Origin of the sequence: Oceanobacillus profundus, from assembly GCF_003515705.1 — a bacterium.
Classification (GTDB): Bacteria; Bacillota; Bacilli; order Bacillales; family Amphibacillaceae; genus Oceanobacillus; species Oceanobacillus profundus.
Genome location: NZ_QWEH01000006.1, coordinates 95,118 through 119,402 on the forward strand (window position 1 = coordinate 95,118; position 24,285 = coordinate 119,402).

Sequence of the window (24,285 nt, forward strand, 5' to 3'; positions counted from 1 at the left end):
ATGACATACAATGCTGGTCATTATGATGTTATTGTTATTGGCGCTGGGCATGCAGGGGTCGAAGCTGGATTTGCTGCAGCAAGAATGGGTGCCAAAACGTTAATGCTAACATTGAATATCGATATGATCGCTTTTATGCCATGTAATCCATCAATTGGTGGACCTGCTAAAGGGATTGTTGTTCGAGAAATTGATGCCCTCGGTGGAATCATGGGGAAAGTGATTGATAAAAGCTACATCCAAATGCGGATGTTAAATACCGGAAAAGGCCCAGCTGTGCAAGCTTTACGTGCACAAGCTGATAAGCCAATATATATGCGCGAAATGAAAAAACTTATTGAAAATGAAAAGAATTTGACTGTTCGTCAAGGAATGGTAGATTCTTTAATTGTTGAGGATGGTGTATGTAAAGGCGTTGTCACAGAATCAAAGGCAACGTATACTGCAGAAGCTGTCATTGTTACGACAGGAACATTTATGCGTGGTAAAGTATTGATGGGGCATTTGGAATATGAAAGTGGTCCAAATAACCAACGTGTTTCTGTGAAGCTTTCTGAAAACTTAGAGGAGCTTGGTTTTGAATTAACACGATTTAAAACAGGTACACCGCCACGTGTTAATAGTCACACGGTTGATTACTCCAAAACGGAAATCCAGCCAGGAGATGACAATCCACAGTCATTCTCCTATGAAACAACGGAACAAATTACGGATCAGCTTCCATGCTGGTTAACCTATACCAATGAATTTACGCACCAAGTAATTAACGACAATTTAGGTTTCTCCGCGATGTATTCCGGTGCAAAACGTGGAACAGGTGCACGTTACTGCCCGTCAATTGAGGATAAAATTGTTCGTTTTAATGATAAACCGCGTCATCAAATCTTCTTAGAACCAGAAGGCAGAGATACGGAAGAGGTTTATGTGCAAGGTTTATCTACTTCATTACCTGAATCTGTTCAGGAAGAGATGTTAAAAACAGTACCAGGTCTTGAAAATGCCGTTATTATGCGTGCTGGCTATGCGATTGAATACGATGCGGTCGTACCTACCCAGCTTTGGCCAACATTAGAAACAAAGAAAATTCCAGGATTGTATACAGCAGGACAAATTAATGGTACCTCTGGCTATGAAGAAGCTGCAGGGCAGGGGATTATGGCTGGTATTAACGCGGCAGCGAAAGTACTTGGTAAAGAGCCAGTTATTTTAGATCGTTCTCAAGCATATATCGGTGTTCTAATTGATGACTTAGTTACCAAAGGCACAAACGAGCCGTATCGTTTATTAACGTCACGTGCGGAATATCGTTTATTGCTCCGTCATGATAATGCTGATTTACGTTTGACAGATATGGGATATGAGCTAGGGTTAATCTCTGAAGAACGTTACGCTAATTTCCAACAGAAGAAAAGTTTCGTAGAACTGGAGAAAAAACGACTTAAAAAACTTACAATTAAGCCAACGGAGGCAGTAAATGCGATTATGGAAAGTGCGGGAGCTACTCCATTAAAGGAACCAGTAAAAGCTTATGATTTGCTGAAGCGTCCAGAGCTAAGCTATGATCATATTGAACAAATGATAGAAGCGAATACGGAATTGAGTCCTGAAATGCGTGAACAGGTAGCAATTCAAGTGAAGTATGAAGGCTATATTAAAAAAGCAAATGAGCAAGTAGAGCGAATGTTAAAAATGGAAGACAAGAAGATTCCAGATGATATTGACTATGATGCTATCCATGGATTGGCAACAGAAGCGGTAGAGAAGCTGAAAAAAGTTCGTCCACTCTCTGTAGGCCAAGCGTCTCGAATCTCTGGTGTTAACCCTGCCGATATATCCATCTTGCTTGTATATATTCAACAGGGAAATATTGCACGAATTGCAAATTAAAATGAGGTGGAGATAGCGACGTATGAATAAGGTACGTCGCTATTCTTCCATTACATAGAAGGGACTAGTTGATTAATGAATCCAGAACAATTTGTAGCTGCACTAGGTGAACAGGGAATTGAGTTAACAGATGCACAACGTGAGCAATTTTCAACTTACTTTCGAATATTAGTAGAATGGAATGAAAAAATAAATTTAACAGCGATTACAGACGAAGAGGGTGTCTATTTAAAGCATTTCTATGACTGTATTACAGCTGCATTTCATTATGATTTAAGAGAAGAATTACATATTTGTGATGTTGGAGCCGGTGCTGGATTTCCAAGTATTCCACTGAAAATCTGTTTTCCACACTTAAAGGTTACGATAGTTGACTCATTACAAAAGCGAATTGGATTTTTGAATCATTTGGCAGCAGCGTTAAATTTAACGAATGTAGCTTTTTATCATGATCGAGCGGAGACTTTCGGCAAAAACAGTTCGTTTCGAGAATCTTTTGATATCGTAACTGCAAGAGCGGTTGCAAGAATGTCTGTACTTAGTGAGTTATGTTTGCCATTAGTGAAAAAAACGGGTGCTTTTATTGCGATGAAGGGTGCGCAAGCGAAAGAAGAGCTACAAATAGGAGAGAAAGCTATTGAGCTACTTGGCGGAGAAGTAGAAGCGATTCATACCTTTGCACTACCACAAGAGGAAAGTGAACGCTCTATTGTTGTTATTCGCAAAAAACGAAAGACACCAAAAAAATATCCAAGAAAAGCTGGTCTTCCAAACAAAGAACCAATTGAATAAGCATTATTATTTTATTTTGAAATTCGTATAGAAAAGACACCACCTGCTATACGAATTTCCTTTTTTATTTAAATGAACAAATCGTTTTTCACGAAAGATTCATTACTTTTTTGAGGACAAATGTGGTAAAATAAATGTAATATAAGGTAAGTATATTTCGCACAGCAGCAGAATGCTGGCGCGTTTTTTCTTGTAAATTCCTTTTTATCACGTATTAACGGTTTGTAATAACCCCATCAGCTTGAGAAAGATAAAAAATGTGAAAATGGGAGACGTATGGAACCCCACTGAATGAAGTTTTACTTTATGCTATACTTGATTTAAATTAGACATTCAATTGTTTCACGTGAAACAATTTTTATACATAGATGATTTTATTTTGTTAAATTATGAAGGTGGTGTCAGGTAAGTGGTACATCCTTTTAATCGGATATTTGGTTTAGGGGATAAAGGAACCCCTGAATTAGAGGAGACGGAGGAATTTAATCCAGATGAAGTGATTCAGCTTCCAGTAGATCGAATTCAAGCGAACCGTTTCCAACCAAGAACTATTTTTAATGAAGAAAAGATAAAGGAATTGGCTCAAACCATTCATACTCATGGAATGATCCAGCCAATTGTAGTAAGAAAGCTAGATGAAGAAAAATTTGAGCTGATTGCTGGTGAACGAAGGTGGAGAGCTGTTCAATCCCTAGGTTGGGAGAAGGTATCTGTCATCATTCGGGATATGTCTGATGCAGAGACAGCTTCTGTGGCACTAATTGAAAACTTACAACGGGAGGAATTAACCGTTATAGAAGAAGCATTAGCATATGCGAAGCTATTAGAGCTACATTCATTGACTCAAGAGGCATTGGCGCAGCGATTAGGTAAAAATCAATCAACGATTGCAAATAAGCTAAGACTTTTAAAGCTTCCAGAGGAAGTGCAAACAGCTTTATTAAATAAAACGATAACAGAAAGACATGCACGAGCGTTAATCAAGCTTAAGGAACCGGAACAGCAATTGCACGTTTTGCAGGTCATTATGGATAACGATTTGAATGTGAAACAAACAGAAGAACGAATTGCTAAAATGAATGAGCCGAAAGAGCAAACAAAGAAACGTCCAAAATTAAAAGGTGTCAATAAGGATATTCGGATAGCAATGAATACCATTCGACAATCCTTAAACATGGTGTCAGATACCGGAGTAGAAGTGGAATCGGATGAAAAAGAGTTAGACGATTACTATCAAATTACGATTAAAATACCTAAAAAGAAATAATACTTATCATACTATTTAACATTAGCCCATCTTTGTCGAAAAGGTGGGTATTTTGCATAACCAGTTTGTTTTTAGTTGATAAATTGCCATTTTATCATTACAATTTCACAAAAAAAGAAAAAAAGATAGTCGCTTCTATTCATTTAGTGATAATATAGTATGTATATAGTTAGGTAGGTGTCAACATGGGAAAAATATTGGCCATCGCAAATCAAAAAGGTGGCGTTGGAAAGACAACTTCGTCCGTAAACCTTAGTGCTTGTCTTGCTTCTTTAGGGAATAAAGTATTACTTGTTGATACAGATCCACAAGGAAATGCAACAAGTGGGGTAGGAGTTAATAAAGCAGACGCTAGTAACTGTGTTTATAATGTGCTTGTTGAGGATTTGCCTGCAGAAGAGGTAATTGTTTCGACAAATATAGACAATTTAGATATTATACCTGCAACCATTCAATTGGCTGGTGCAGAAATTGAATTAGTCCCTATTATCTCAAGGGAAATTCGTTTAAAAAGGGCACTTGAAAGTTTAAAAGAAAACTATGATTATATCATTATAGATTGCCCGCCTTCTTTGGGGTTATTAACCATTAATGCACTGACTGCCTCTGATTCTGTCATGATTCCAGTCCAGTGTGAATATTATGCGTTGGAAGGACTTAGTCAATTGCTTAACACCATTCGTCTTGTTCAAAAACATTTGAACAAACAATTGATGATTGAAGGTGTATTACTAACAATGCTTGATGCAAGAACAAATCTAGGTATTCAAGTGATTGAAGAGGTTAAAAAATACTTTCAAGATAAAGTCTATAAAACAATTATACCGAGGAATGTAAGATTAGGAGAGGCTCCAAGTCATGGAATGCCAATTATCAGTTATGATCCAAAATCCCGAGGTGCAGAGGTTTATCTTGAATTAGCGAGGGAAGTGATGGCAAATGGCGAAAGGGTTGGGTAAAGGACTTAATGCTTTGTTTCTGAATGAAAACGAGCAAGAAGAAGCTGGTTCAATAGAAGAAATTGCTATCACAGAATGTAGGCCAAATCCTTATCAACCGAGAAAAACATTTCATGCGGATGCAATCGAGGAAATGAAAGAGTCTATCTTAGAGTATGGCATTATTCAACCTTTGGTTGCGCGCAAAAGTATTAAAGGGTATGAAATTGTTGTAGGTGAAAGACGTTTTCGGGCTGCTAAAGAAGCTGGTTTAAAAACAATCCCAGTCATTGTCAAAGAGCTAACGGATGAAAAAATGATGGAGATTGCTCTATTAGAAAACTTACAGCGTGAAGACCTTACACCAATTGAAGAAGCTCATGCCTATGCAAACTTGATGACGGAGTTAAAAATAACACAAGAAGAGCTGTCAAGGAGATTAGGAAAGAGTCGTCCACATATCGCGAATATGGTTCGTTTGCTTTCATTGCCAGATCAGGTTGTAGCCTATATTAATAACGGAGAGTTATCAATGGGGCATGGACGCGCCCTCTTAGGTTTAAAAGACAAGGATAAGTTATTCCCGCTGGTAAATAAAATTCGTCATGAAAAACTAAATGTCCGTCAGGTTGAGAAATTAATTATCCAGTTGAATGAAAAACAGCCAGCAAAAAAGGAAAAACCGAAAAAAGACGTTTTTCTGGAAGAACAAGAGACGGTATTGAGAGAGCGATTAGGTACGGCGGTTAATATCCAAAAAGGTAAACGTAAAGGAAAAATCGAAATTGAATTTTACACGGATGATGATTTAAATCGTCTTATCGAATATTTAAATAAATAGGGTATTTAGAAAGACTGATCGTTTCTACTATCAGTCTTTCATTTTATTTAAAGAAGGTTAATGGAAGATGTTCCACGTGAAACATTCACGGTGAGATACTTGCCAGGGCCACGGTCTCAGACCTTTTCCTGTACTATTTTCAACCGGATAAGGAATACCCGGTTGATATTGCATTAGATTTTCGAAGATACACCGCCCTTAAATTACATATAACGAAAAAAATGGTGGAGAGATAGAAATGATTTTATTTGGTACATTAGTAAATGGAGCACTCATACTTATAGGTTGTATTTTTGGATTGTTTTTCACGAAGATACCTGAAAGATACAAAGAAACGGTTATGCACGGTATTGGACTTGCTGTTGTATTGATAGGTTTGCAAATGGCATTGGTAGGCGACCAAATTATAATTGTCCTATTAAGTCTTCTTACTGGGGCAATAATTGGTGAATTTACTCATTTGGAAGAGGGGCTAAATCGTCTTGGCTATTGGGTAGGCAGTAAATTCACGAATAGAGATAGTGATACAAGCATCGCCCAAGGCTTTATTACAGCAACATTGATATTTTGTATTGGCGCAATGGCTATTATTGGTGCATTGGATAGTGGGATACGAGGCGATCACGAAGTGCTTATTACAAAAGGGGTAATTGATGGTTTTACTGCACTTGTATTAACAACAACATTAGGATTTGGTGTAATATTATCGGTAATACCGGTTGTTCTCTACCAAGGTATAATTGCGCTGGTTGCAACACAAATTGAGAGATTGTTACCTGAAGAATTTTTAAATGGATTGATTGTAGAAGTTACAGCTGTTGGTGGTTTATTAATCGTAGCAATTGGTTTAAATCTATTAAAAATCACAAAAATTCGCATCGGTAATTTATTGCCTGCGATTGTGACGGTAGGAATTATTTATTATATCTATTCGCTTTTATAAAATAAATTGATACATCGATCCATTTAATACTGGCAAAGGAAGTGTCCATACATACTTCCTTTGCCAGTATTTTTTTGGTAACCTTTCGTTTTGAAAGGGGCATGGTAGGATTTATTACTTTTCTAGTGAATATAGCACATAAATAATAAGCAGAAAATTATACGGTCCACTTCTTGACCGGGTGTTTCTTTGAAATAACCACGGTAGGCGAATAATTATAAGTAAGCTGCTGATCGATGTTGCTTAAAATCCCGGTTATTTTTTTTGCCATATCCATAACAACGGATAATCTCGTGTTTTGTAAAATAGAATGCTCCATAAATCCACTAATATTGACTACTCCTGTAATGTTCATATCTCCAATAGTAGGTAAAGCTTTATTTAAAGCCGCTCCTGGCTTTAAAGGGGCTTTTTCCGTAATGATATGACCAATCGAGGAATTCCTTCCGAGACAAGCATCTATTGCGATAATAAAAGGGTTGCGATGATTCTCTTTTACAATGGTAATCGCTTCTTGCATATTTACAGCATGCACAGGATCATGAACCGTCCCATAAACATGCAAATGCTTTGGTTTTGTTTCTTTAAGAAATGTACCGGTTAATGGACCAAGTGCATCTCCGGTCGATCGATCTGTTCCAATACATAAGATGATATATTCCCGCGGGGCATCTGGGAACCAGGATAGTATTTTTTCGCACATTAAATGGGAAAGCTCGGAATCCGTATAAGGCATACGGAAAGTCTCTATTGGCTGCTCAAATCGATTCTTTAAATACATAGCTTATCCTCCACAAACATATTGGTATAGTATACGGATTATTTTGCCGTTCTATACATACAAATGCCTTAAAATATTGGAGGAATAGTAGATGATTTTTGCTGGGTTGAAATGGATGTTTCTAATCATTGGAACGACAATTGGTGCTGGATATGCATCTGGGGCGGAGTTATGGCAGTTTTTTGGCCATGAAAGCAGTTTGGCGATTGTTTTGTTTAGTGTTTTCTTTTCGATTTGCTGTATGGTGATTATGGAAATTAGCTATCGATTAAAATCATCGCATTATTTGCCTGTATTAGAGGAAATAGTTGGTGCTAGGTTAACGGGTGTATTTGATGTTATGATTTTATTATACTTATTTACAACAACGATTGTTATGATTGCTGGCAGTGGTGCAACTGGACAGGCGTTTAATTACTCCTATTGGTGGGGTATAGGTATTATTGTAGTTGCACTCATGTTATTATTTTTAAAAGGCGTGAATGGGCTGCTGCAAGTGAATCAGTTTATTTTACCGATTATGCTTGTGGGCATGCTTGCTATTCTGATTATGTTTACGGTTGATCAGGAATTAGCGCTATTTTCACACTGGCATGAACAACGAAATTGGATGGCTGCTTTTCCATTTACCGCCCTGAATATTCTTCCGCTTGTAGCCGTGCTTGGAGCAATTGGAAATAAAGTGCGGTCTAGAAATGAGATTATTTTTGCGTGCGTAGGCAGTGGCTTGATATTAGGTGTAATTTCCTTTATTTATAATAATAGTCTAATTCAAATTGCAGAAGAGATTTTACTGTATGAGATTCCATTATTTGCGATATTAAAGCATTATCCGATGGAGATACTGGTATTTATGTCAGTTATGCTATGGTTTGCGATCTTTACGACAGCTGCTGCTGGTATGCTTGGAATCGCGACACGACTGCAGCAGTATTTCCAAAAACCGTTATTCCTAATTGTAATGCTTACATTAATCATTATGATTCCCCTAACTACCTTTGGTTTCTCTACATTAATACGTGTGATTTATCCACTATATGGGATTCTCAATTTGTATATATTGACAAGACTATTATTATATCCAATTTGGAAACGTATGGAGAAGGTTAGATAGAATGTTTGGAGGTTTTACTATGGATGAAATTAACGATCAAGTAACAAATGTATGGGATTATATAACAGGTCCAGAACTATGGAGAATATTGTTGTCTTCAGCTTTACAGATTATCATCATTATTTGTCTAGCATTGATTATCGTTAAGGTAACGAGAAAGCTGGTTGATAAGTTATTTGTCAATCGAACTACAGGTCCAATCCGTATTTCGGAACGACGAGAAAACACACTGAAAAAGCTAATTAAAAATGTGGTAGCATATGTAGTATACTTTATGGCCATCGTAATGATTTTAGGCGTGTTTGAGTTTGATATTGGTCCACTACTTGCCGGTGCTGGTGTCCTTGGTTTAGCAATTGGTTTCGGTGCACAGAACCTCGTGCGAGATATTATTTCAGGGTTCTTCATTATCTTTGAAGATCAGTTTTCTGTCGGTGACTATGTAGCCGTTGCAGGTATAGAAGGCACGGTAGAAGAAATCGGCCTTCGTACAACGAAGGTACTGAGCTGGACAGGGGAGATGAATATAATCCCGAACGGAAATTTAACACAGGTAACCAATTATTCGGTTCATAATGGATTATCGATTGTAGATATTAATATTCCATATGAAAGCGATGTGGCTGATGTTGAAAAGATTATTCAAGAGGTTGCTGTAACGTTACCGGAAAAGTATGATTTTCTAGTTGGAACACCAGAAATAATCGGGGTACAGAATTTAGACGTCTCCCATTTTGTAATTCGAGTTATTGCTGATACATTACCAGGTTTCCAATGGGCTGGTGAGCGAAATATTCGGAAGGAGCTCCAAGATAAATTATATAAATCTGGTATTGAACTCCCATCACCACGTGTTGTTTTATACTCAAAGGAAGAGAGAGAAGACTTAAAACGTGAAAATAGAGGGCAGAGCCATTAAAATTTGGATATAATGTATGTAAAAAAGGAGATCCAAAAATGGAGAAAGAATTTAATTTGAATGATGTTGTAGAGATGAAAAAGCCCCATCCATGTGGAGAAAACCGTTGGAAAATTATTCGTATGGGAATGGACATCCGGATTAAATGCCTTGGCTGCGATCATAGTGTGATGATTCCGCGAAGGGAATTCGTTAAAAAGCTGAAAAGAGTACTGGAAAAAGCGGAGAGTTAGGGGTTTGATGGAGTAGGGATTGTATAACTAAAAATAGCTAATTTTTGAAATTAGTTAAAATTGACTACACACTACTAAAAATAGTATTATATTCTTATAAAGAGATACGAAAAACCAAAAGTAATAGGGTAAAAGTGCAAAAATAGGTATACTTAGTGTACCTATTTTTGTTTTTTACTTACTTGTCTTTTTAGTAGCCACTATTCTATAATTGGAGTACAAACGCGTTTTATGAATGGAATCCTTAAGGAGTGAAAGTTTAATGTCTTTAACAGCAGGAATCGTAGGTCTTCCGAACGTGGGAAAGTCCACGCTTTTCAATGCAATCACACAAGCTGGAGCTGAAGCAGCGAACTACCCGTTTGCAACGATCGATCCAAATGTGGGAATTGTAGAAGTACCTGACGAACGTTTAAATAAATTAACAGAATTAGTAAAACCGAAGAAAACTGTCCCAACTGCCTTTGAGTTTACGGATATTGCCGGGATTGTAAAAGGTGCGAGTAAAGGGGAAGGGTTAGGGAACCAGTTTCTCTCACACATTCGCCAGGTGGATGCAATTTGTCAAGTCGTCCGTTGCTTTGTTGATGAGAATATTACACACGTATCTGGAAAGGTAGATCCAATTGATGATATTGAAATCATCAATCTTGAATTAATTCTTGCTGATTTAGAAACGGTAAATAAACGTTTCCAGCGTGTCGAGAAGCTGGCTAGACAGAAGGATAAGGAAGCTGTTATTGAGCATGACATCCTTGTAACCCTAAAAGAGGGTCTGGAAGCAGAAAGACCTGTAAGAGCATTGGAATTTACAGATGAACAATGGAAAATTGTAAAAGGGCTGCATTTGTTAACAAGCAAGCCAATCCTCTATGTAGCGAATGTAAGTGAAGATGAGGTTGCAGATCCAGATTCAAATGAAAATGTACAAAAGGTAAGAGATTATGCTGCAAACGAAAATGCAGAAGTAATTGTCATTTGTGCAAAAATTGAAGAGGAAATCTCCGAGCTTGACCAAGACGAAAAAGGTATGTTCCTTGAAGATTTAGGAATTGAAGAATCTGGTTTAGACAAGCTGATTAAAGCTTCTTATAGCTTATTAGGATTAGCAACTTACTTTACTGCTGGAGAGCAAGAAGTCCGAGCCTGGACATTCCGCAAAGGGATTAAGGCACCACAAGCAGCAGGTATTATTCATACAGACTTTGAAAGAGGTTTTATTCGTGCTGAAACAGTTTCCTATACAGACCTTGTGGAAGCTGGTTCGATGGGACATGCACGAGAAAAAGGAAAGGTTCGATTAGAAGGAAAAGAATATATCGTTCAAGATGGCGATGTTATTCACTTCCGCTTTAATGTATAAGCAGGAATATAAAATTTAAAAACGTACAATTAGGTATCTCTCGAATACTTGTCAAACGAAACAGGATTTGGTATAATACGTTATTGTGAGTAATTAGATTATGATTATTCCTTGCTCCTATTATGTTGAACAACTGTTTTAAGATAGATAGGGGCCGCTAAGACCAAAAGGAGGTGTAACGGATGAGAAAATACGAAATCATGTACATCATCCGCCCAGACATTGAAGAGGATGCTCAAACAGCTTTAGTTGAGCGTTTCAACAAGATCTTAACAGATAATGGCGCGGAGATCGCAAAAGTGGAAGAAAAAGGCAAGAAACGTCTTGCTTATGAAATCCAAGACTACCGTGATGGATATTATGTTCTTATTAACTTCAGCAGTGGCGAAGAAGCTGTTAACGAGTTTGACCGTCTTGCTAAGTTCTCTGATGATATTATTCGTCATATTGCAATTCGAGATGAAAAATAATAAGGAGTGGTTCTGATGTTAAATCGTGTCGTACTAGTAGGCAGGTTAACGAGGGATCCTGATTTACGTTATACACCAAATGGCGTGGCAGTAGCCAACTTTACGATTGCTGTTAATCGTCCCTTTTCTAACCAACAAGGAAATAGAGAAGCAGATTTTATTAACTGTGTCGTTTGGCGTAGACCAGCAGAAAACCTGGCAAACTTCATGAAAAAAGGTAGTATGATCGGTGTAGATGGTCGAGTTCAAACACGTTCATTTGAAGGACAAGATGGAAAAACCGTATATGTGACTGAAATTGTTGCAGATAGTGTACAATTTTTGGAATCAAAAGGTTCTTCTTCTGGCGGACAGGATTCGCAAGGTTACCAGCAAAATAGAAATCAGAACCAATTTCAAAATCAGAATCAATACCAACCGAATCAAAACCAAAATCAGTTTCAACCAAATAATAACCAACCACAAGACGATCCATTTAAGAATAATGGAGAGCCTATCGATATATCAGACGATGATTTACCGTTTTAGAACGGGTAAAGTGAATTTAAAAAGGAGGGGTATCAATGGCAGCTCGTCGTGGACGCGCAAAGCGTCGTAAAGTGTGTTATTTCACAGCGAACGGAATCACACACATCGATTACAAAGATGTAGATTTGCTTAGACGTTTCATTTCTGAACGTGGAAAAATTCTTCCTCGTCGTGTAACTGGAACTTCTGCAAAATACCAACGTAAACTTACAATTGCAATCAAACGTGCTCGTACAATGGCTTTATTACCATATGTAGCTGAGTAAATAACCAAGAACCTCAAAACCTGGATGTAATTCCGATTTTGAGGTTCTTTTATTTTCTTCTTTTTGGATAAATTGAAATCATCTTCAATAATAAACCAATCGAAAAAATAAATGTAAGCAATAGATAAGCATCACGAACTGGGATAATAAATGCGATGATAATGTATAAGATAAATGGGATTGTTGTTGTAAATGCAACCATTTTCCATAGGAGAGAGTAGCGCAGTTTACGCTGCATAAAATGTGTAATCCCTCTTCCAATATAAGCCACAAATGATATCGCGATAAATACAAGAATTGTTAATGGCAAATAATAAAACATAAAAAAGTAAATCAACTTGAAAATTACATTTAAATCAGCTGCGAGTCCACTTGACGCTGTCAGCTGTTCGATTAATGAAGGAATTGATACGAGACCAAGTAGGATAAACATATAAATAACAGCAATATCCATACCAACTCGATTAAGCTGAAACATTGCTTTTTTCTTTGGTAGTTTTATACTATTCAAAAAGACGTTCAAAAAGGTCATGCTTTCCACCCTTAACTATGTATGCTTAGGAAGTGAGTGCTATAAAATAAGCATGCCGTTTTTTATAGCAAATTCACCCTTCTATAATATTATAGTAGAAATTAGTGGGAAATGCGCCTATAGTGTTGAAGAAAGAATGACATTTGTAAATCGTATATAAATACTGCTAAGAATAGCTCGAAGGACGTTTTTTATATCTCCCGGGGAATAAATGCTTCGACATGATCAGACAACTATTTTGGTACGAATCATGTTATGATAGTAGAATAGTCAATCTAGATTAGATGAGGTGCAATAAATGAATCAATCAAAAAAATTAACAGATGGAGCATTACTATTAGCTATATATATAGTGCTTCTGTTGATTACCATATTTGTTCCGATAGTAACGATATTCGGGATGTTTTTATTACCAATACCTTTTATTCTATATGCAGCTAGGCATGGATTAAAGCCTTCATTTTTAATGTTTGTAGCCTCCTTGCTTATTACGGCACTTATTGCTACTATTGCCTTCCTGCCGTTTACGGTTTTAGCTGGAATTGGAGGAATTGCAATTGGCGCTGCTATTCATAAAGAAGTATCCGCTTATGAAACATTGGCCAGGGGTACATTAGGTTTTATTATTGGCCTATTGTTTCTCTTTGCTTTTAGTCAAGTTGTCTTTTCAGTTAATTTGGTAAATGAGCTGAAAGTAATTATAACAGATTCGATGGACATGAGTGCATCCATCATGGAGCAATTTGGTGCTAGTGGACAAACTGAACAGATGGAAGAGTTGCTTTTACAACAAGTCAACATGCTTATTGAATTATTGCCAGTGGGACTTGCATTAACTGCAATTGTATTAGCGTTTCTCAGCCAGTGGATTAGCTATAAATTTATCAACCGGCTGGAGAAGAAGCAACTTCGATTCCCGCCTTTCCGTAACTTAAGATTTCCGACATCTATACTGTGGATTTATTTCTTTGCATTATTCATTTCGTTTTTCGATTTGAATCCAGCGGGTATATATTATACAGCTGTACATAATTTATTGGCATTAACAGGGCTTTTAATGGCATTACAAGGATTTTCATTTATCTTCCTTTATACGTACCATAAGAAAATAACAAAAGCTGTGCCAATTTTTATTGTTGTGATTACGTTACTTTTTCCAACGTTTCTACTTTATTTCGTAAGAATCTTAGGTATAATTGATATAGGATTTAGGTTAAGGGAACGACTGACAAGCAAAAAATAAGGTTGCACCCGAGTAATAGGAGCTGAACGCAATGCCGAATTTACAAAATAAGCCAATATTGAGCAGGCATGTATGGGTGATATATTTATTATCCTTCCTTCTGCTTGGTGTCGTTTGGTATTTCCAGTGGATACTGGGGTTCATTTTGACTGTTTTATTAGCCGCTTCCTTTTATTATAGTGTCAGGACGGAAAGAACACTTCTTAATGAGACAGAGAAATATATATCAACCATGTCACATCGGATCAAGAAGGTTGGAGAAGAAGCATTATTAGAGATGCCTTTAGGTATTATTTTGTATAATGAAGATTATCAGATAGAATGGGCAAATCCATACATGAATCAATTTAGTGATGAAGATGATTCGCTAATAGGTGAGTCGTTGAATAAGCTTTCGGAAGATATTATTCCGATGGTTAAGGAAAACAAAGAGAGCCTTTGGCTTGAATTGGATGGTTATAAATTTAACACCATCATAAAAAAAGAAGAACGTTTACTATACCTGCTTGATCGAACGGATCAGCAGCAGTTAAGAAAGCTATACCATAATGATCAAACCGTGCTTTCCATTATCTTCTTAGACAATTATGAAGAAATTACACAGAATATGGATGATACAGCTAAGAGCCAATTAAACTCAGAGGTAACAACCGTTTTGAATAATTGGTCGAATCGTTATGGCCTTTATTTAAAACGCACATCTCAAGAGCGATTTTTGGCTGTCGGAACGAAGGAAATTCTAGGGCAGCTGGAGAAAATTAAATTCGATATTTTGGATGAGGTTCGTGAAATGAACGGCGTTGAAAATAACCCTGTTACACTTAGTATCGGTGTTGGCGTCGGAAATATATCACTACCAGAGTTAGGTGAGCTTGCACAATCCAGCCTTGATCTTGCATTGGGACGTGGCGGGGACCAGGTTGCGATTAAAGAAGATCAAGGTAAAGTAAGGTTTTACGGTGGTAAAACCAATCCAATGGAGAAACGAACCCGTGTAAGGGCACGTGTTATCTCACATGCGTTAAAAGAGCTTGTGAAAGCAAGTGACAATGTCATTATTATGGGCCATAAATCACCAGATATGGATTCCCTTGGTGCAGCTATTGGTGTCTTGAATATCGCGAAAACAAACAATGTAGAAGGACATATTGTTTTCGATCCAGATGATGTTGATACTGGTGTATATCGTCTAGTTGATGCGATCAAGGCGGATGAGGAATTATGGAAATATTTTATTGATCCGGATCGTGCGGAGGAGATTATTACAAATCGTAGCTTGCTTGTTATCGTTGATACCAATAAACCATCAATGGTAGCCGATGAAAGCCTGCTTCATAAAACAGAATATCGAGTCGTAATCGATCACCATCGGAGAGGCGAGGACTTTATTGATAATCCTACGTTAGTATATATGGAACCATATGCTTCTTCGACTGCAGAACTAGTGACGGAGTTATTGGAATATCAACCAAAAGGTACGAAGTTAAAAATGCTGGAAGCTACAGCATTGCTAGCAGGAATTATTGTCGACACGAAAAGCTTTACGTTACGTACTGGATCACGGACGTTTGACGCAGCATCATACTTACGTTCGGTTGGAGCTGATACCGTTTTAGTACAACAATTCCTAAAAGAGGATTTAGACCTGTATATAATACGAAGTAAAATTATTGAACGTGCAAAAATATTCCGCGATCATATTGCGATTGCTAAAGCTGAATCGGGAACATCCTATAGCCCTGTGATGATTGCTCAGGCAGCCGATACCTTGTTAACGATGACCGGAATAAGTGCTTCTTTTGTGATTTCTGAAAGAGCAGATGGTAAAATTGGAATTAGTGCCAGGTCACTTGGAAAGGTAAATGTACAAGTGATCATGGAAAAAATGAATGGTGGCGGGCATTTGACAAATGCGGCTACTCAAATAGAAGATACAACTATCGATGATTCAGAAGCATTCCTAATCGATATTTTAAACGAGTATTATGAAGGGAGAGAATCGGAATGAAAGTAATTTTTCTTAAAGATGTAAAGGGTAAAGCAAAAAAAGGTGAGGTAAAGAACGTACCGGATGGCTATGCCCGAAACTATCTGTTAAAAAATAAATTGGCAGAGGAAGCAACCTCTGGAAATATGAAGGCCCTAGATGCAAAAAAACGTAAAAATGCACAATTAGAACAACAGGAAAAAGAAGAAGCAATGAATCTTAAAGATTCATTGGCAGAACTAACCATTGAAATTAAGGCGAAATCGGGAGATAATGGACGTCTATTCGGTTCCATTACAAGTAAGCAAATTGCCGAAGCATTACAGAAGCAACATGGACATAAATTGGATAAACGGAAAATTGAGCTTGACCAGCCAATCCGTTCATTAGGGTACACAACAATTCCAGTAAAACTTCATCCAGAAGTTTCTGGTTCAGTTAAAGTTCACGTGAGCGAACAATAATAATAAATTGCAATATGGATAATGAAAATGAAGGGAAATCGGCGACTGGGCCGATTTCTTCTGTATAAAGATAAAAAAGAGCTTGGTTTTACTTCTTAGAAAAGGGGGGAGCATCGAATGAATCAGACGTTAAATGATCGTACACCGCCACACAATATAGAAGCAGAACAATCGGTGATTGGTGCTGTCTTTCTGGAGCCTGAAGCATTTTCGACTGCTTCTGAATTATTACTTCCAGATGATTTTTATCGAGCAAGTCATCAACGAATTTTCCAAGCGATGATGGACCTTTCCGAACGAGGCGAACCAATTGACGTCGTCACGGTTACGACCTATTTAAATGACAAGAGGCAGCTGGAAGAGGCTGGCGGTGTATCGTATTTAACACAGGTTGCTGAGAGTGTTCCAACTGCAGCGAATATCGAATACTATAGTAAAATCGTTGAGGAAAAGTCGATCCTAAGACGATTAATCCGCACAGCAACGGATATTGTTACGTCTACTTTTGAACATGAAGATGAAGTAGAAGGTGTCTTAAACGATGCAGAGAAAAACATTCTGGAGGTATCTGGAAGGAAAAATTCCGGAGCCTTTAAAAATATAAAAGATGTTCTTATTGATGTTTACGATAATATTGAGCAGCTTCATCAGCAAACAGGTGATGTTACGGGAGTCCCAACAGGCTTCCATGATTTAGATAAGATTACCTCTGGTTTCCAGCCGAATGATTTAATTATTATCGCAGCCCGTCCGTCTGTGGGTAAGACGGCATTTGCATTGAATGTTGCTCAAAATGTCGCTGTAAAAACAGATCAGAATGTGGCGATATTCAGTCTTGAGATGGGTGCAGATCAGCTAGTTCAACGTATGCTCTGTGCCGAGGGTAATATCGATGCACAGCGATTACGTAATGGGCAGCTGCAAGCAGATGACTGGAGTAAACTAACGATGGCGATGGGATCTTTATCGAATGCTGGAATTTATATTGATGATTCTCCAGGAGTTCGTGTAAGTGAAATTCGTTCGAAGTGTAGACGTTTAAAACAAGAGCATGGCCTTGGGATGATTTTAATTGATTATCTTCAATTAATCCAAGGAAGCGGGAATTCAAAGGATAATCGTCAGCAGGAAGTATCTGAAATTTCTCGTGCCTTAAAAGCGTTAGCTCGAGAGCTGAAGGTGCCTTTGATCGCCTTGTCACAGCTATCCCGTGGTGTGGAATCACGTCAGGACAAACGTCCAATGATGTCGGATATTCGTGAGTCGGGAAGTATCGAGCAGGATGCTGATATTGTCGGATTCCTCTATCGTGATGATTATTATGATAAAGAAACAGAAAACCAGAATATCATCGAGATCATTATTGCTAAGCAGCGTAATGGTCCGACGGGTACAGTAGAGCTAGCATTTGTGAAGGAATATAATAAGTTCGTAGACTTGGATCATCGATACCAAGAAGGAGATATTCCCCCAGCGATGATGCAAGCGTAGCTAAACAGCCTTATATGAGGCTGTTTTTTTTGTGACTCAAGAGAGGTTGGATTTTGATTAAAAGAGAGAAATCTTAGCCAAAAAATGTGCTTGATTGGTTTTATGCAATAAGCTTTATTGAAACATAGGCCTTGGTCATAATGAACGTTGCAGTCATTTTATAAAAAGAAACTATTAACAAAATGAGATTTTGGTACGATATAAAATGGGTATAACCTACTAGTTAGAAATTATATAGGAATAAAAGGAGATAAACAAAATGACAGGATTTTTAGGATTTATAGGATTGGTACTAATGGTTTGGGGATTGATTCAGTTATTTAAAAAAGCAAAGCGCAAAAAAGGATTAATCAAATTAGGTGTTGGATTTGTACTGTTTTTGATCGTAGGAATGGTTTCTACACCTGTAGAAGAAAATGAAGTTGCAGACAAAGCCGATACAGAAGTGAAAGCAGAATCAGAGCAAGAAGATACCAAAGCAGAAGCAGAGGAAAAAGCAAAAGCTGAAGAGGAAGCAAAAGCAGAAGCAGAGGAAAAAGCAAAAGCTGAAGAGGAAGCAAAAGCAGAAGCAGAGGAAAAAGCAAAAGCTGAAGAGGAAGCAAAAGCAGAAGCGGAGGAAAAAGCAAAGGCAGAAGCCGAAGAGAAGGCTAAAGCAGAGGAAGAAGCTGAGAAAGAACCAGAAATGTCCGTTTCACAACAGAACGCAATTCGCCAAGCTGAAAGTTACTTAGATTATACTGCCTTCTCCAAGTCTGGTTTGATTGACCAATTAGAGTTTGAAGGATATCCTACTGAGGAAGCGATGTTTGCAGTTGAAAATATTGAAGTTGATTGGAGAGAACAAGCGGTATTACAAGCTGAAAGTTATCTTGATTACACAGCCTTTTCCAGAAGCGGCTTGATTGACCAATTAATATTCGAAGGTCATAGTGAGGCAGATGCAACTTACGCTGTTGACCAAGTCGGGCTATAAGTTAATCCATAAGAATCACACCTTCTTATCGAAGATGTGATTCTTTTTTAGGTATAAATATCCATTCCCAATAAAATGTCATAAATACCTAACTTTTCCATTGAATTCAGATAAAATAGTATTTACACATAATTCCATCGTTGGAGGTAAATCAGATGAGAGAAAGAGAAATCTTAATAAAAATACTACCCATTTTTACGATACATTCCAAAATGGAACCATCGTGTGACACTTTCCACGACCTCGAAAAACTAAAGCATTAGAAAGAGATTAATTGCTTGGCCATTGTTTTTCAAATTTGATTAGATAACCATTAATAAATTTCTTCTTAAATATGCTGAAAAGGAATTATTTAAAAAACATAATATTATTAGGCTTGAGACCTTTGAGGACAACATATCTACTATTGGATTCTATAAAAACATAATTGGAAAATAGTTAAGAAGGAGAAGGAGTTCTCTGTCTTTCGTGCGTAAAATTAGGTGACACCATTTGTACGGATTGGATACAATTCACCAGCAAACGCGAATGTTGCTCTCCCTGTTTCCTCGGAAACGATGAGGATTAATGCATCGGATTGTTCGGAAAGTCCGAGTGCAGCACGATGTCTTGTTCCTAGTTTTTTCTCGACTACTTTTTGCTTGGAAACTGGAAGGACATTAGCAGCTGAAACAATTGTTGAATCACAGACTAGAACGGCACCATCATGTAATGGACTACCAGTGTGGAAAATCGATTCTAATAAAGGAAACGATAAATCAGCATTAATTGCAATCCCAGAATGGATGTACGGATCTAAAGCATCGTTTCGTTGAATTACAATTAGGGCTCCATGGTTTCGGTCTGAGAGATGTTGGATTGCTTTTGAGAGCACCTCAAATTGATTTGTAAAAGGTGCCAAGTAAGAATTTAAATAATGGGATGCTGTGCTAACTTGAATATCATGAAATACATTATGGATTTCCTCAAATTCATTGAGTAAGCTTGAATTTGGACTATCCATTGCATGCATTAAACGATCAATTCGAAGCGATAAATCTCCGAGGTCTTTTTTTAATTGATTGATCAATGAAAACGATAGAGCTGGTTTAATTAACCCCATGATTCCACCCCTGTTCTTCTAAAATCTCTTTTATTTTTTCACAGAAGTTATTGTTTTATGCGTAAAAAAATAAATACAGTTTTTGTTTATATCCGTACATTAATTGATTAATTAAATTAAATGTGTGTGTTTTAGATTGACTAGTGTATTTTCTATTGATAAAATTACAGTTGTCAACAAAAAAGTCATACAATGAAGTTAAAATTATGGAGGTGTGCTTATGTCCTCAGTAGTAGTAGTTGGAACACAGTGGGGCGATGAAGGGAAAGGGAAAATTACCGACTTTTTATCGCAAAATGCAGAAGTAGTAGCTCGTTATCAAGGTGGTAACAATGCAGGTCATACGATTAAATTTGATAATATGACATATAAATTGCACTTAATCCCATCCGGAATCTTTTTTAAAGATAAAATCTGTGTATTAGGTAATGGCATGGTCATTGACCCGAAGGCATTTATAGAAGAAATTGCTTATTTGCATGAGCATGGGGTTTCTACTGACAACCTTCGTATCAGCAACCGTGCACATGTTATTTTACCTTATCACCTGGAATTGGATATTCTTCAAGAGGAAGAGAAGGGTGAAAATAAAATCGGTACAACGAAAAAAGGAATTGGACCTGCGTATATGGATAAAGCAGCACGAACTGGAATCCGGATTGCAGATCTATTGGACAAAGCAGCCTTTCGTGAGAAATTAGAGCAAAATTTAAAAGAGAAAAATCGTTTATTTGAAAAGGTTTATGAAGTGGAACCACTGAAGATAGAACCGATTTTAGAAGCGTATTATGAATATGGTCAACAAATGATGCCATATGTTGTCGATACATCGGTTGTTTTAAATGATGCAATTGATGATGGGCGTCGTGTCCTTTTTGAAGGGGCACAAGGTGTGATGCTTGATATTGATCAAGGTACGTATCCATTTGTTACATCATCGAACCCAATTGCTGGTGGCGTAACAATTGGCTCGGGTGTAGGTCCTACAAAAATTAACCATGTTGTTGGTGTTTCGAAGGCATATACGACACGTGTAGGAGATGGACCATTCCCAACAGAGCTTCAGGATGAGATTGGTAATCAGATTCGGGAAATAGGGCGCGAATATGGAACAACAACAGGAAGAGCACGTCGTGTGGGCTGGTTTGATAGTGTTGTTGTCAGACATGCACGGCGTGTAAGTGGAATTACGGACCTTTCCTTAAATTCTATAGATGTACTGACAGGTATTGAGACACTGAAAGTTTGTACAGCATATCGATATAATGGGGAAATCATGAAGGAATTCCCTGCCAGTTTAAGTGTACTGGCACAATGTGAGCCGGTCTATGAAGAAATGCCAGGCTGGACAGAGGATATTACAGGTGTGAGAAGCTTAGACGAGCTTCCTGATAATGCGCGCCATTATCTTGAGCGAATATCCCAATTAACAGAGATACCATTATCAATTTTCTCTGTTGGGCCAGATCGTTCTCAGACAAATGTTGTACGTAGTGTATATCGTCCGTAAAATTACTTGGTTGGCTTACCAATAATGTGCATGCTATGAACGGATTATTACTAGCTATTTCTTTCTTGAGTTACAGGGCTTGTGGGGAGTTTCCTCACAGGTCCTGTTTTTAATTGAATGATTGTCTATCGTATTTATTATTAATTAAAGTAAATTTTTGGTTGCAATAATACAATTTCTTTACATTATTCGACAATCCATTTTTTAACCTGTTGAGCTATGGTAGATTGGTAGAATGAGTTTTATAAAAAATCCATAGCGCTTTATATAGATTTATACGATTAAAAGGAGAACTAGAAAATGCTTTATCGTACAAGTGAAGAAAAGGAACAAGAAACAATGAAACATAAACGAAAATGGGGCTTTTTAAGCAAGACAGCAATCATGACATGTTTAGGAGTTGGGATAAGCTTAAATCCTGTACAGGCAGAAGATACATTGGAAACAATATATCATGTGTACATAGATGGTGAGCACCTTGGAAAGATTGACGATCAGGATGTTATCCAGCAAGTGATCGATGATAAACTGGCCAAGCATCAGAATAACTATGACGCCATTGAATTAACCATTGGTGAAGACATCACTTTCATCCCTGAAATGGTTTTTAATCCGAAATACAATAATGAAAAAGTAACAAAAAAGCTGGATGAGCAAATGACCGTAATGGCAGATGCAGTGGAATTGAATATTGCAAATGAAACCGTTGGTTATTTTAAAGATGAGGAGACAGCTGAAGCAGTTCTAAAAGCCTATACGACAAAATATGTAGATGAAAACGAGTGGGAAAAAATTGAAGCTATAAAGCAGAAATCTGCAGCTGATAAGGGAACAAAAGAAAAACAAAAGCAAGATAAAGGGGTTCCTGATGTCGGAGAAACAATTGTCACAGATATTGCATTTTCAAAGGAAGCTGTTATCTCCGAGGAAACCGCAGATCCGGATGAAATTTTAACGGAAAAACAAGGTATCCAAATGCTTGAAAAAGGAACGCTGCAAGACAAGATACATGCCGTTAAAGAAGGAGAAGTTTTAGGGGAAATTGCTGGAAAATATGATTTAACGACAGAAGAACTGCTAGAACTTAATCCCGATTTAACAGAGGAAACTGTACTGAAAATTGACCAGGAAATAAACGTGACAGAATATGATGCGTTTGCACAAGTAGTCGTGACTGAAAAGCAGGCGGTTGAGGAATCAATTCCTTTTAAAACAGAAGTTATTGAATCAGAGGACATGTATAAAGGCGAGGAAAAAGTAAAACAAGAAGGTAAAGACGGAAAAAAAGAAGTTTTATATGAAATAAAGAAGCAAAATGGCAAGCAAACGGCAAAAGAATCCCTAGATGAAGCCGTTACAGAAGAACCTATAAATAAGGTTGTTATCAAAGGCACAAAGGTAATTTCCTCACGAGGAACTGGAGACATGGTTTGGCCAGCAGTTGGTGGATATATTTCCAGCCATTTAGGTGAGCGTTGGGGAAGGATGCATAAAGGAATTGACATTGCACGCCCAAGCAATCGTAATATTTTAGCTGCTGATAATGGCGTTATTGAATCTGCTGATTATAACGACGGTGGCTATGGCAATAAGATTGTGATGAATCACAATAATGGGATGAAAACAATCTACGCACACCTATCCTCTATTGATGTGGAAGTAGGTCAGGTTGTCGAAAAAGGTAGTAAAATTGGTGTGATGGGTTCTACAGGAAATTCGACAGGAATTCACCTTCATTTTGAAGTATATAAAAATGGCAGCCTTAAGAATCCAACAGAATATGTAAGTGAATAATAAGAAGGCCGGCTCTATCTGAGCCGGCCTTCTTCCTTTCGAAAAATTTAGTAGCAGGCTAGACGTTTCCTAGGTAAAGACAGATGAGCAAAAGTACGATAGAATAGAATGAAGGAATGGATAAAAAGGAAGTGAAATGAGATGGCACAAAAAATATTAGTTGTAGACGATGAGCAACCAATTGCAGATATATTAAAATTTAATTTAGAAAAAGAGGGCTATCAAGTAATTATAGCAAATGATGGTGATACTGCTATTGAGCTTGCTGAAAGTGAGAATCCTGATTTAATTTTATTAGATATCATGTTACCAAATAAAGATGGAAATGAAGTACTTCGTGAAGTGAGAAAGACAAAGACGATGCCGGTTATCATGTTGACGGCTAAGGATTCAGAAATTGATAAAGTACTTGGACTGGAGCTTGGTGCAGATGATTATGTGACAAAGCCGTTCAGCAATCGTGAGTTGATTGCACGGGTAAAAGCTAATTTGCGCAGACAGCAGGTCCCTGATGATACGGTAAAGGCAACAAAGGATATTGTTATTGGCGATCTCATTGTTCACCCCGATGCATATGTTGTTTCAAGAAAAGGGGAACAAATCGAGTTAACGCATCGTGAGTTTGAATTATTGCATTATTTAGCTCGCCATATTGGACAAGTAATGACGAGAGAGCATTTGCTTGAAACTGTTTGGGGCTATGATTATTTCGGAGATGTTCGTACTGTTGATGTTACTGTACGCAGGCTTCGTGAGAAAATTGAGGAGAATCCGAGTAACCCGATGTGGATCGTGACAAGACGGGGTGTAGGATATTATTTACGTAATCCTGAGCAGGAGTAGTTGT

Annotated in this window: 24 protein-coding genes; 21 read left to right on the forward strand and 3 right to left on the reverse strand. The window is 37.5% G+C overall.

The features are described 5' to 3' along the window. The 6 genes from mnmG (at position 1) to D1B32_RS10790 (ending at position 6,668) form a co-directional block, all read left to right on the forward strand. Positions 1-1,887, forward strand: a complete 1,887-nt coding sequence (mnmG, locus tag D1B32_RS10765; RefSeq protein WP_095314002.1) for a tRNA uridine-5-carboxymethylaminomethyl(34) synthesis enzyme MnmG — start codon at positions 1-3, stop codon at positions 1,885-1,887. Positions 1,888-1,962: 75 nt separating this feature from the next. Further along, entirely contained in the window at positions 1,963-2,679 is a 717-nt protein-coding gene (gene rsmG, locus D1B32_RS10770; RefSeq protein WP_095314004.1) for a 16S rRNA (guanine(527)-N(7))-methyltransferase RsmG, read from the forward strand. Between the two features lie 409 nt (positions 2,680-3,088). Continuing rightward, positions 3,089-3,946 (forward strand): nucleoid occlusion protein, encoded by an 858-nt coding sequence (noc, locus tag D1B32_RS10775; RefSeq protein WP_118889306.1) that lies wholly within the window; start codon positions 3,089-3,091, stop codon positions 3,944-3,946. 185 nt (positions 3,947-4,131) lie between these two features. Beyond that, entirely contained in the window at positions 4,132-4,905 is a 774-nt protein-coding gene (locus D1B32_RS10780) for a ParA family protein (protein ID WP_118889307.1), read from the forward strand. Further along, positions 4,886-5,725 (forward strand): ParB/RepB/Spo0J family partition protein, encoded by an 840-nt coding sequence (locus D1B32_RS10785; RefSeq protein ID WP_118889308.1) that lies wholly within the window; start codon positions 4,886-4,888, stop codon positions 5,723-5,725. The genes D1B32_RS10780 and D1B32_RS10785 overlap by 20 nt, the downstream gene beginning before the upstream one ends. A 238-nt stretch (positions 5,726-5,963) precedes the next feature. Next, positions 5,964-6,668 carry a DUF554 domain-containing protein gene (locus tag D1B32_RS10790; RefSeq protein WP_118889309.1) on the forward strand — a complete coding sequence of 235 codons (705 nt, stop codon included), beginning with the start codon at positions 5,964-5,966 and terminating at the stop codon, positions 6,666-6,668. Positions 6,669-6,825: 157 nt separating this feature from the next. On the opposite strand, the gene yyaC is transcribed toward D1B32_RS10790, so the two are convergent. After that, positions 6,826-7,449 (reverse strand): spore protease YyaC, encoded by a 624-nt coding sequence (gene yyaC / locus D1B32_RS10795; protein ID WP_095314012.1) that lies wholly within the window; start codon positions 7,447-7,449, stop codon positions 6,826-6,828. 91 nt (positions 7,450-7,540) lie between these two features. On the opposite strand from yyaC, the gene D1B32_RS10800 reads away from it, so the two are divergent. The 7 genes from D1B32_RS10800 (at position 7,541) to rpsR (ending at position 12,342) form a co-directional block, all read left to right on the forward strand. Beyond that, complete coding sequence (locus D1B32_RS10800; protein WP_095314014.1) at positions 7,541-8,563, forward strand: YkvI family membrane protein; 1,023 nt, start codon at positions 7,541-7,543, stop codon at positions 8,561-8,563. A 19-nt stretch (positions 8,564-8,582) separates the two neighbouring features. Continuing rightward, entirely contained in the window at positions 8,583-9,482 is a 900-nt protein-coding gene (locus tag D1B32_RS10805) for a mechanosensitive ion channel family protein (protein ID WP_118889310.1), read from the forward strand. Between the two features lie 38 nt (positions 9,483-9,520). Beyond that, entirely contained in the window at positions 9,521-9,715 is a 195-nt protein-coding gene (locus D1B32_RS10810; RefSeq protein ID WP_095314018.1) for a DUF951 domain-containing protein, read from the forward strand. A gap of 262 nt (positions 9,716-9,977) precedes the next feature. Continuing rightward, positions 9,978-11,078: a redox-regulated ATPase YchF gene (gene ychF, locus D1B32_RS10815; RefSeq protein WP_095314020.1), complete on the forward strand. Its 1,101-nt coding sequence runs from the start codon at positions 9,978-9,980 to the stop codon at positions 11,076-11,078. A gap of 182 nt (positions 11,079-11,260) precedes the next feature. Then, positions 11,261-11,548, forward strand: a complete 288-nt coding sequence (gene rpsF / locus D1B32_RS10820) for a 30S ribosomal protein S6 (protein ID WP_095314021.1) — start codon at positions 11,261-11,263, stop codon at positions 11,546-11,548. A gap of 15 nt (positions 11,549-11,563) precedes the next feature. After that, entirely contained in the window at positions 11,564-12,076 is a 513-nt protein-coding gene (gene ssb / locus D1B32_RS10825) for a single-stranded DNA-binding protein (protein WP_095314023.1), read from the forward strand. Between the two features lie 35 nt (positions 12,077-12,111). Further along, a complete protein-coding gene (rpsR, locus tag D1B32_RS10830) occupies positions 12,112-12,342 on the forward strand; it encodes a 30S ribosomal protein S18 (RefSeq protein WP_095314025.1) in 231 nt (76 codons plus the stop codon). Between the two features lie 49 nt (positions 12,343-12,391). Here the strand turns inward: rpsR and D1B32_RS10835 are convergent, their stop codons facing one another. Further along, positions 12,392-12,874, reverse strand: coding sequence for a DUF1189 family protein (locus D1B32_RS10835; protein ID WP_095314244.1), 483 nt, complete (start codon positions 12,872-12,874; stop codon positions 12,392-12,394). A gap of 298 nt (positions 12,875-13,172) precedes the next feature. On the opposite strand from D1B32_RS10835, the gene D1B32_RS10840 reads away from it, so the two are divergent. The 5 genes from D1B32_RS10840 to D1B32_RS10860 all read left to right on the forward strand — a co-directional run bounded on the left by D1B32_RS10840 (position 13,173) and on the right by D1B32_RS10860 (position 19,032). Beyond that, a complete protein-coding gene (locus tag D1B32_RS10840; RefSeq protein WP_118889311.1) occupies positions 13,173-14,117 on the forward strand; it encodes a YybS family protein in 945 nt (314 codons plus the stop codon). A gap of 31 nt (positions 14,118-14,148) precedes the next feature. Continuing rightward, a complete protein-coding gene (locus D1B32_RS10845) occupies positions 14,149-16,125 on the forward strand; it encodes a DHH family phosphoesterase (RefSeq protein WP_095314241.1) in 1,977 nt (658 codons plus the stop codon). Then, positions 16,122-16,568, forward strand: coding sequence for a 50S ribosomal protein L9 (gene rplI / locus D1B32_RS10850; protein ID WP_095314239.1), 447 nt, complete (start codon positions 16,122-16,124; stop codon positions 16,566-16,568). The genes D1B32_RS10845 and rplI overlap by 4 nt, the downstream gene beginning before the upstream one ends. Before the next feature lie 117 nt (positions 16,569-16,685). Continuing rightward, complete coding sequence (gene dnaB, locus D1B32_RS10855; RefSeq protein WP_095314238.1) at positions 16,686-18,059, forward strand: replicative DNA helicase; 1,374 nt, start codon at positions 16,686-16,688, stop codon at positions 18,057-18,059. Positions 18,060-18,318: 259 nt separating this feature from the next. After that, positions 18,319-19,032 (forward strand): Ltp family lipoprotein, encoded by a 714-nt coding sequence (locus D1B32_RS10860; protein ID WP_118889312.1) that lies wholly within the window; start codon positions 18,319-18,321, stop codon positions 19,030-19,032. 478 nt (positions 19,033-19,510) lie between these two features. Here the strand turns inward: D1B32_RS10860 and cdaS are convergent, their stop codons facing one another. Next, positions 19,511-20,134 carry a sporulation-specific diadenylate cyclase CdaS gene (cdaS, locus tag D1B32_RS10865; protein ID WP_118889313.1) on the reverse strand — a complete coding sequence of 208 codons (624 nt, stop codon included), beginning with the start codon at positions 20,132-20,134 and terminating at the stop codon, positions 19,511-19,513. 220 nt (positions 20,135-20,354) lie between these two features. Between cdaS and D1B32_RS10870 the strand changes: the two genes are divergently transcribed. The 3 genes from D1B32_RS10870 to yycF all read left to right on the forward strand — a co-directional run bounded on the left by D1B32_RS10870 (position 20,355) and on the right by yycF (position 24,281). Next, on the forward strand, positions 20,355-21,644 hold the full coding sequence (locus tag D1B32_RS10870) for an adenylosuccinate synthase (protein WP_118889314.1): 1,290 nt from the start codon (positions 20,355-20,357) through the stop codon (positions 21,642-21,644). Positions 21,645-21,944: 300 nt separating this feature from the next. Continuing rightward, positions 21,945-23,438 (forward strand): M23 family metallopeptidase, encoded by a 1,494-nt coding sequence (locus tag D1B32_RS10875; protein WP_240033771.1) that lies wholly within the window; start codon positions 21,945-21,947, stop codon positions 23,436-23,438. 141 nt (positions 23,439-23,579) lie between these two features. Continuing rightward, positions 23,580-24,281 carry a cell wall metabolism response regulator VicR gene (gene yycF / locus D1B32_RS10880; protein ID WP_095314230.1) on the forward strand — a complete coding sequence of 234 codons (702 nt, stop codon included), beginning with the start codon at positions 23,580-23,582 and terminating at the stop codon, positions 24,279-24,281. The last annotated feature ends 4 nt before the right edge of the window (positions 24,282-24,285 follow it).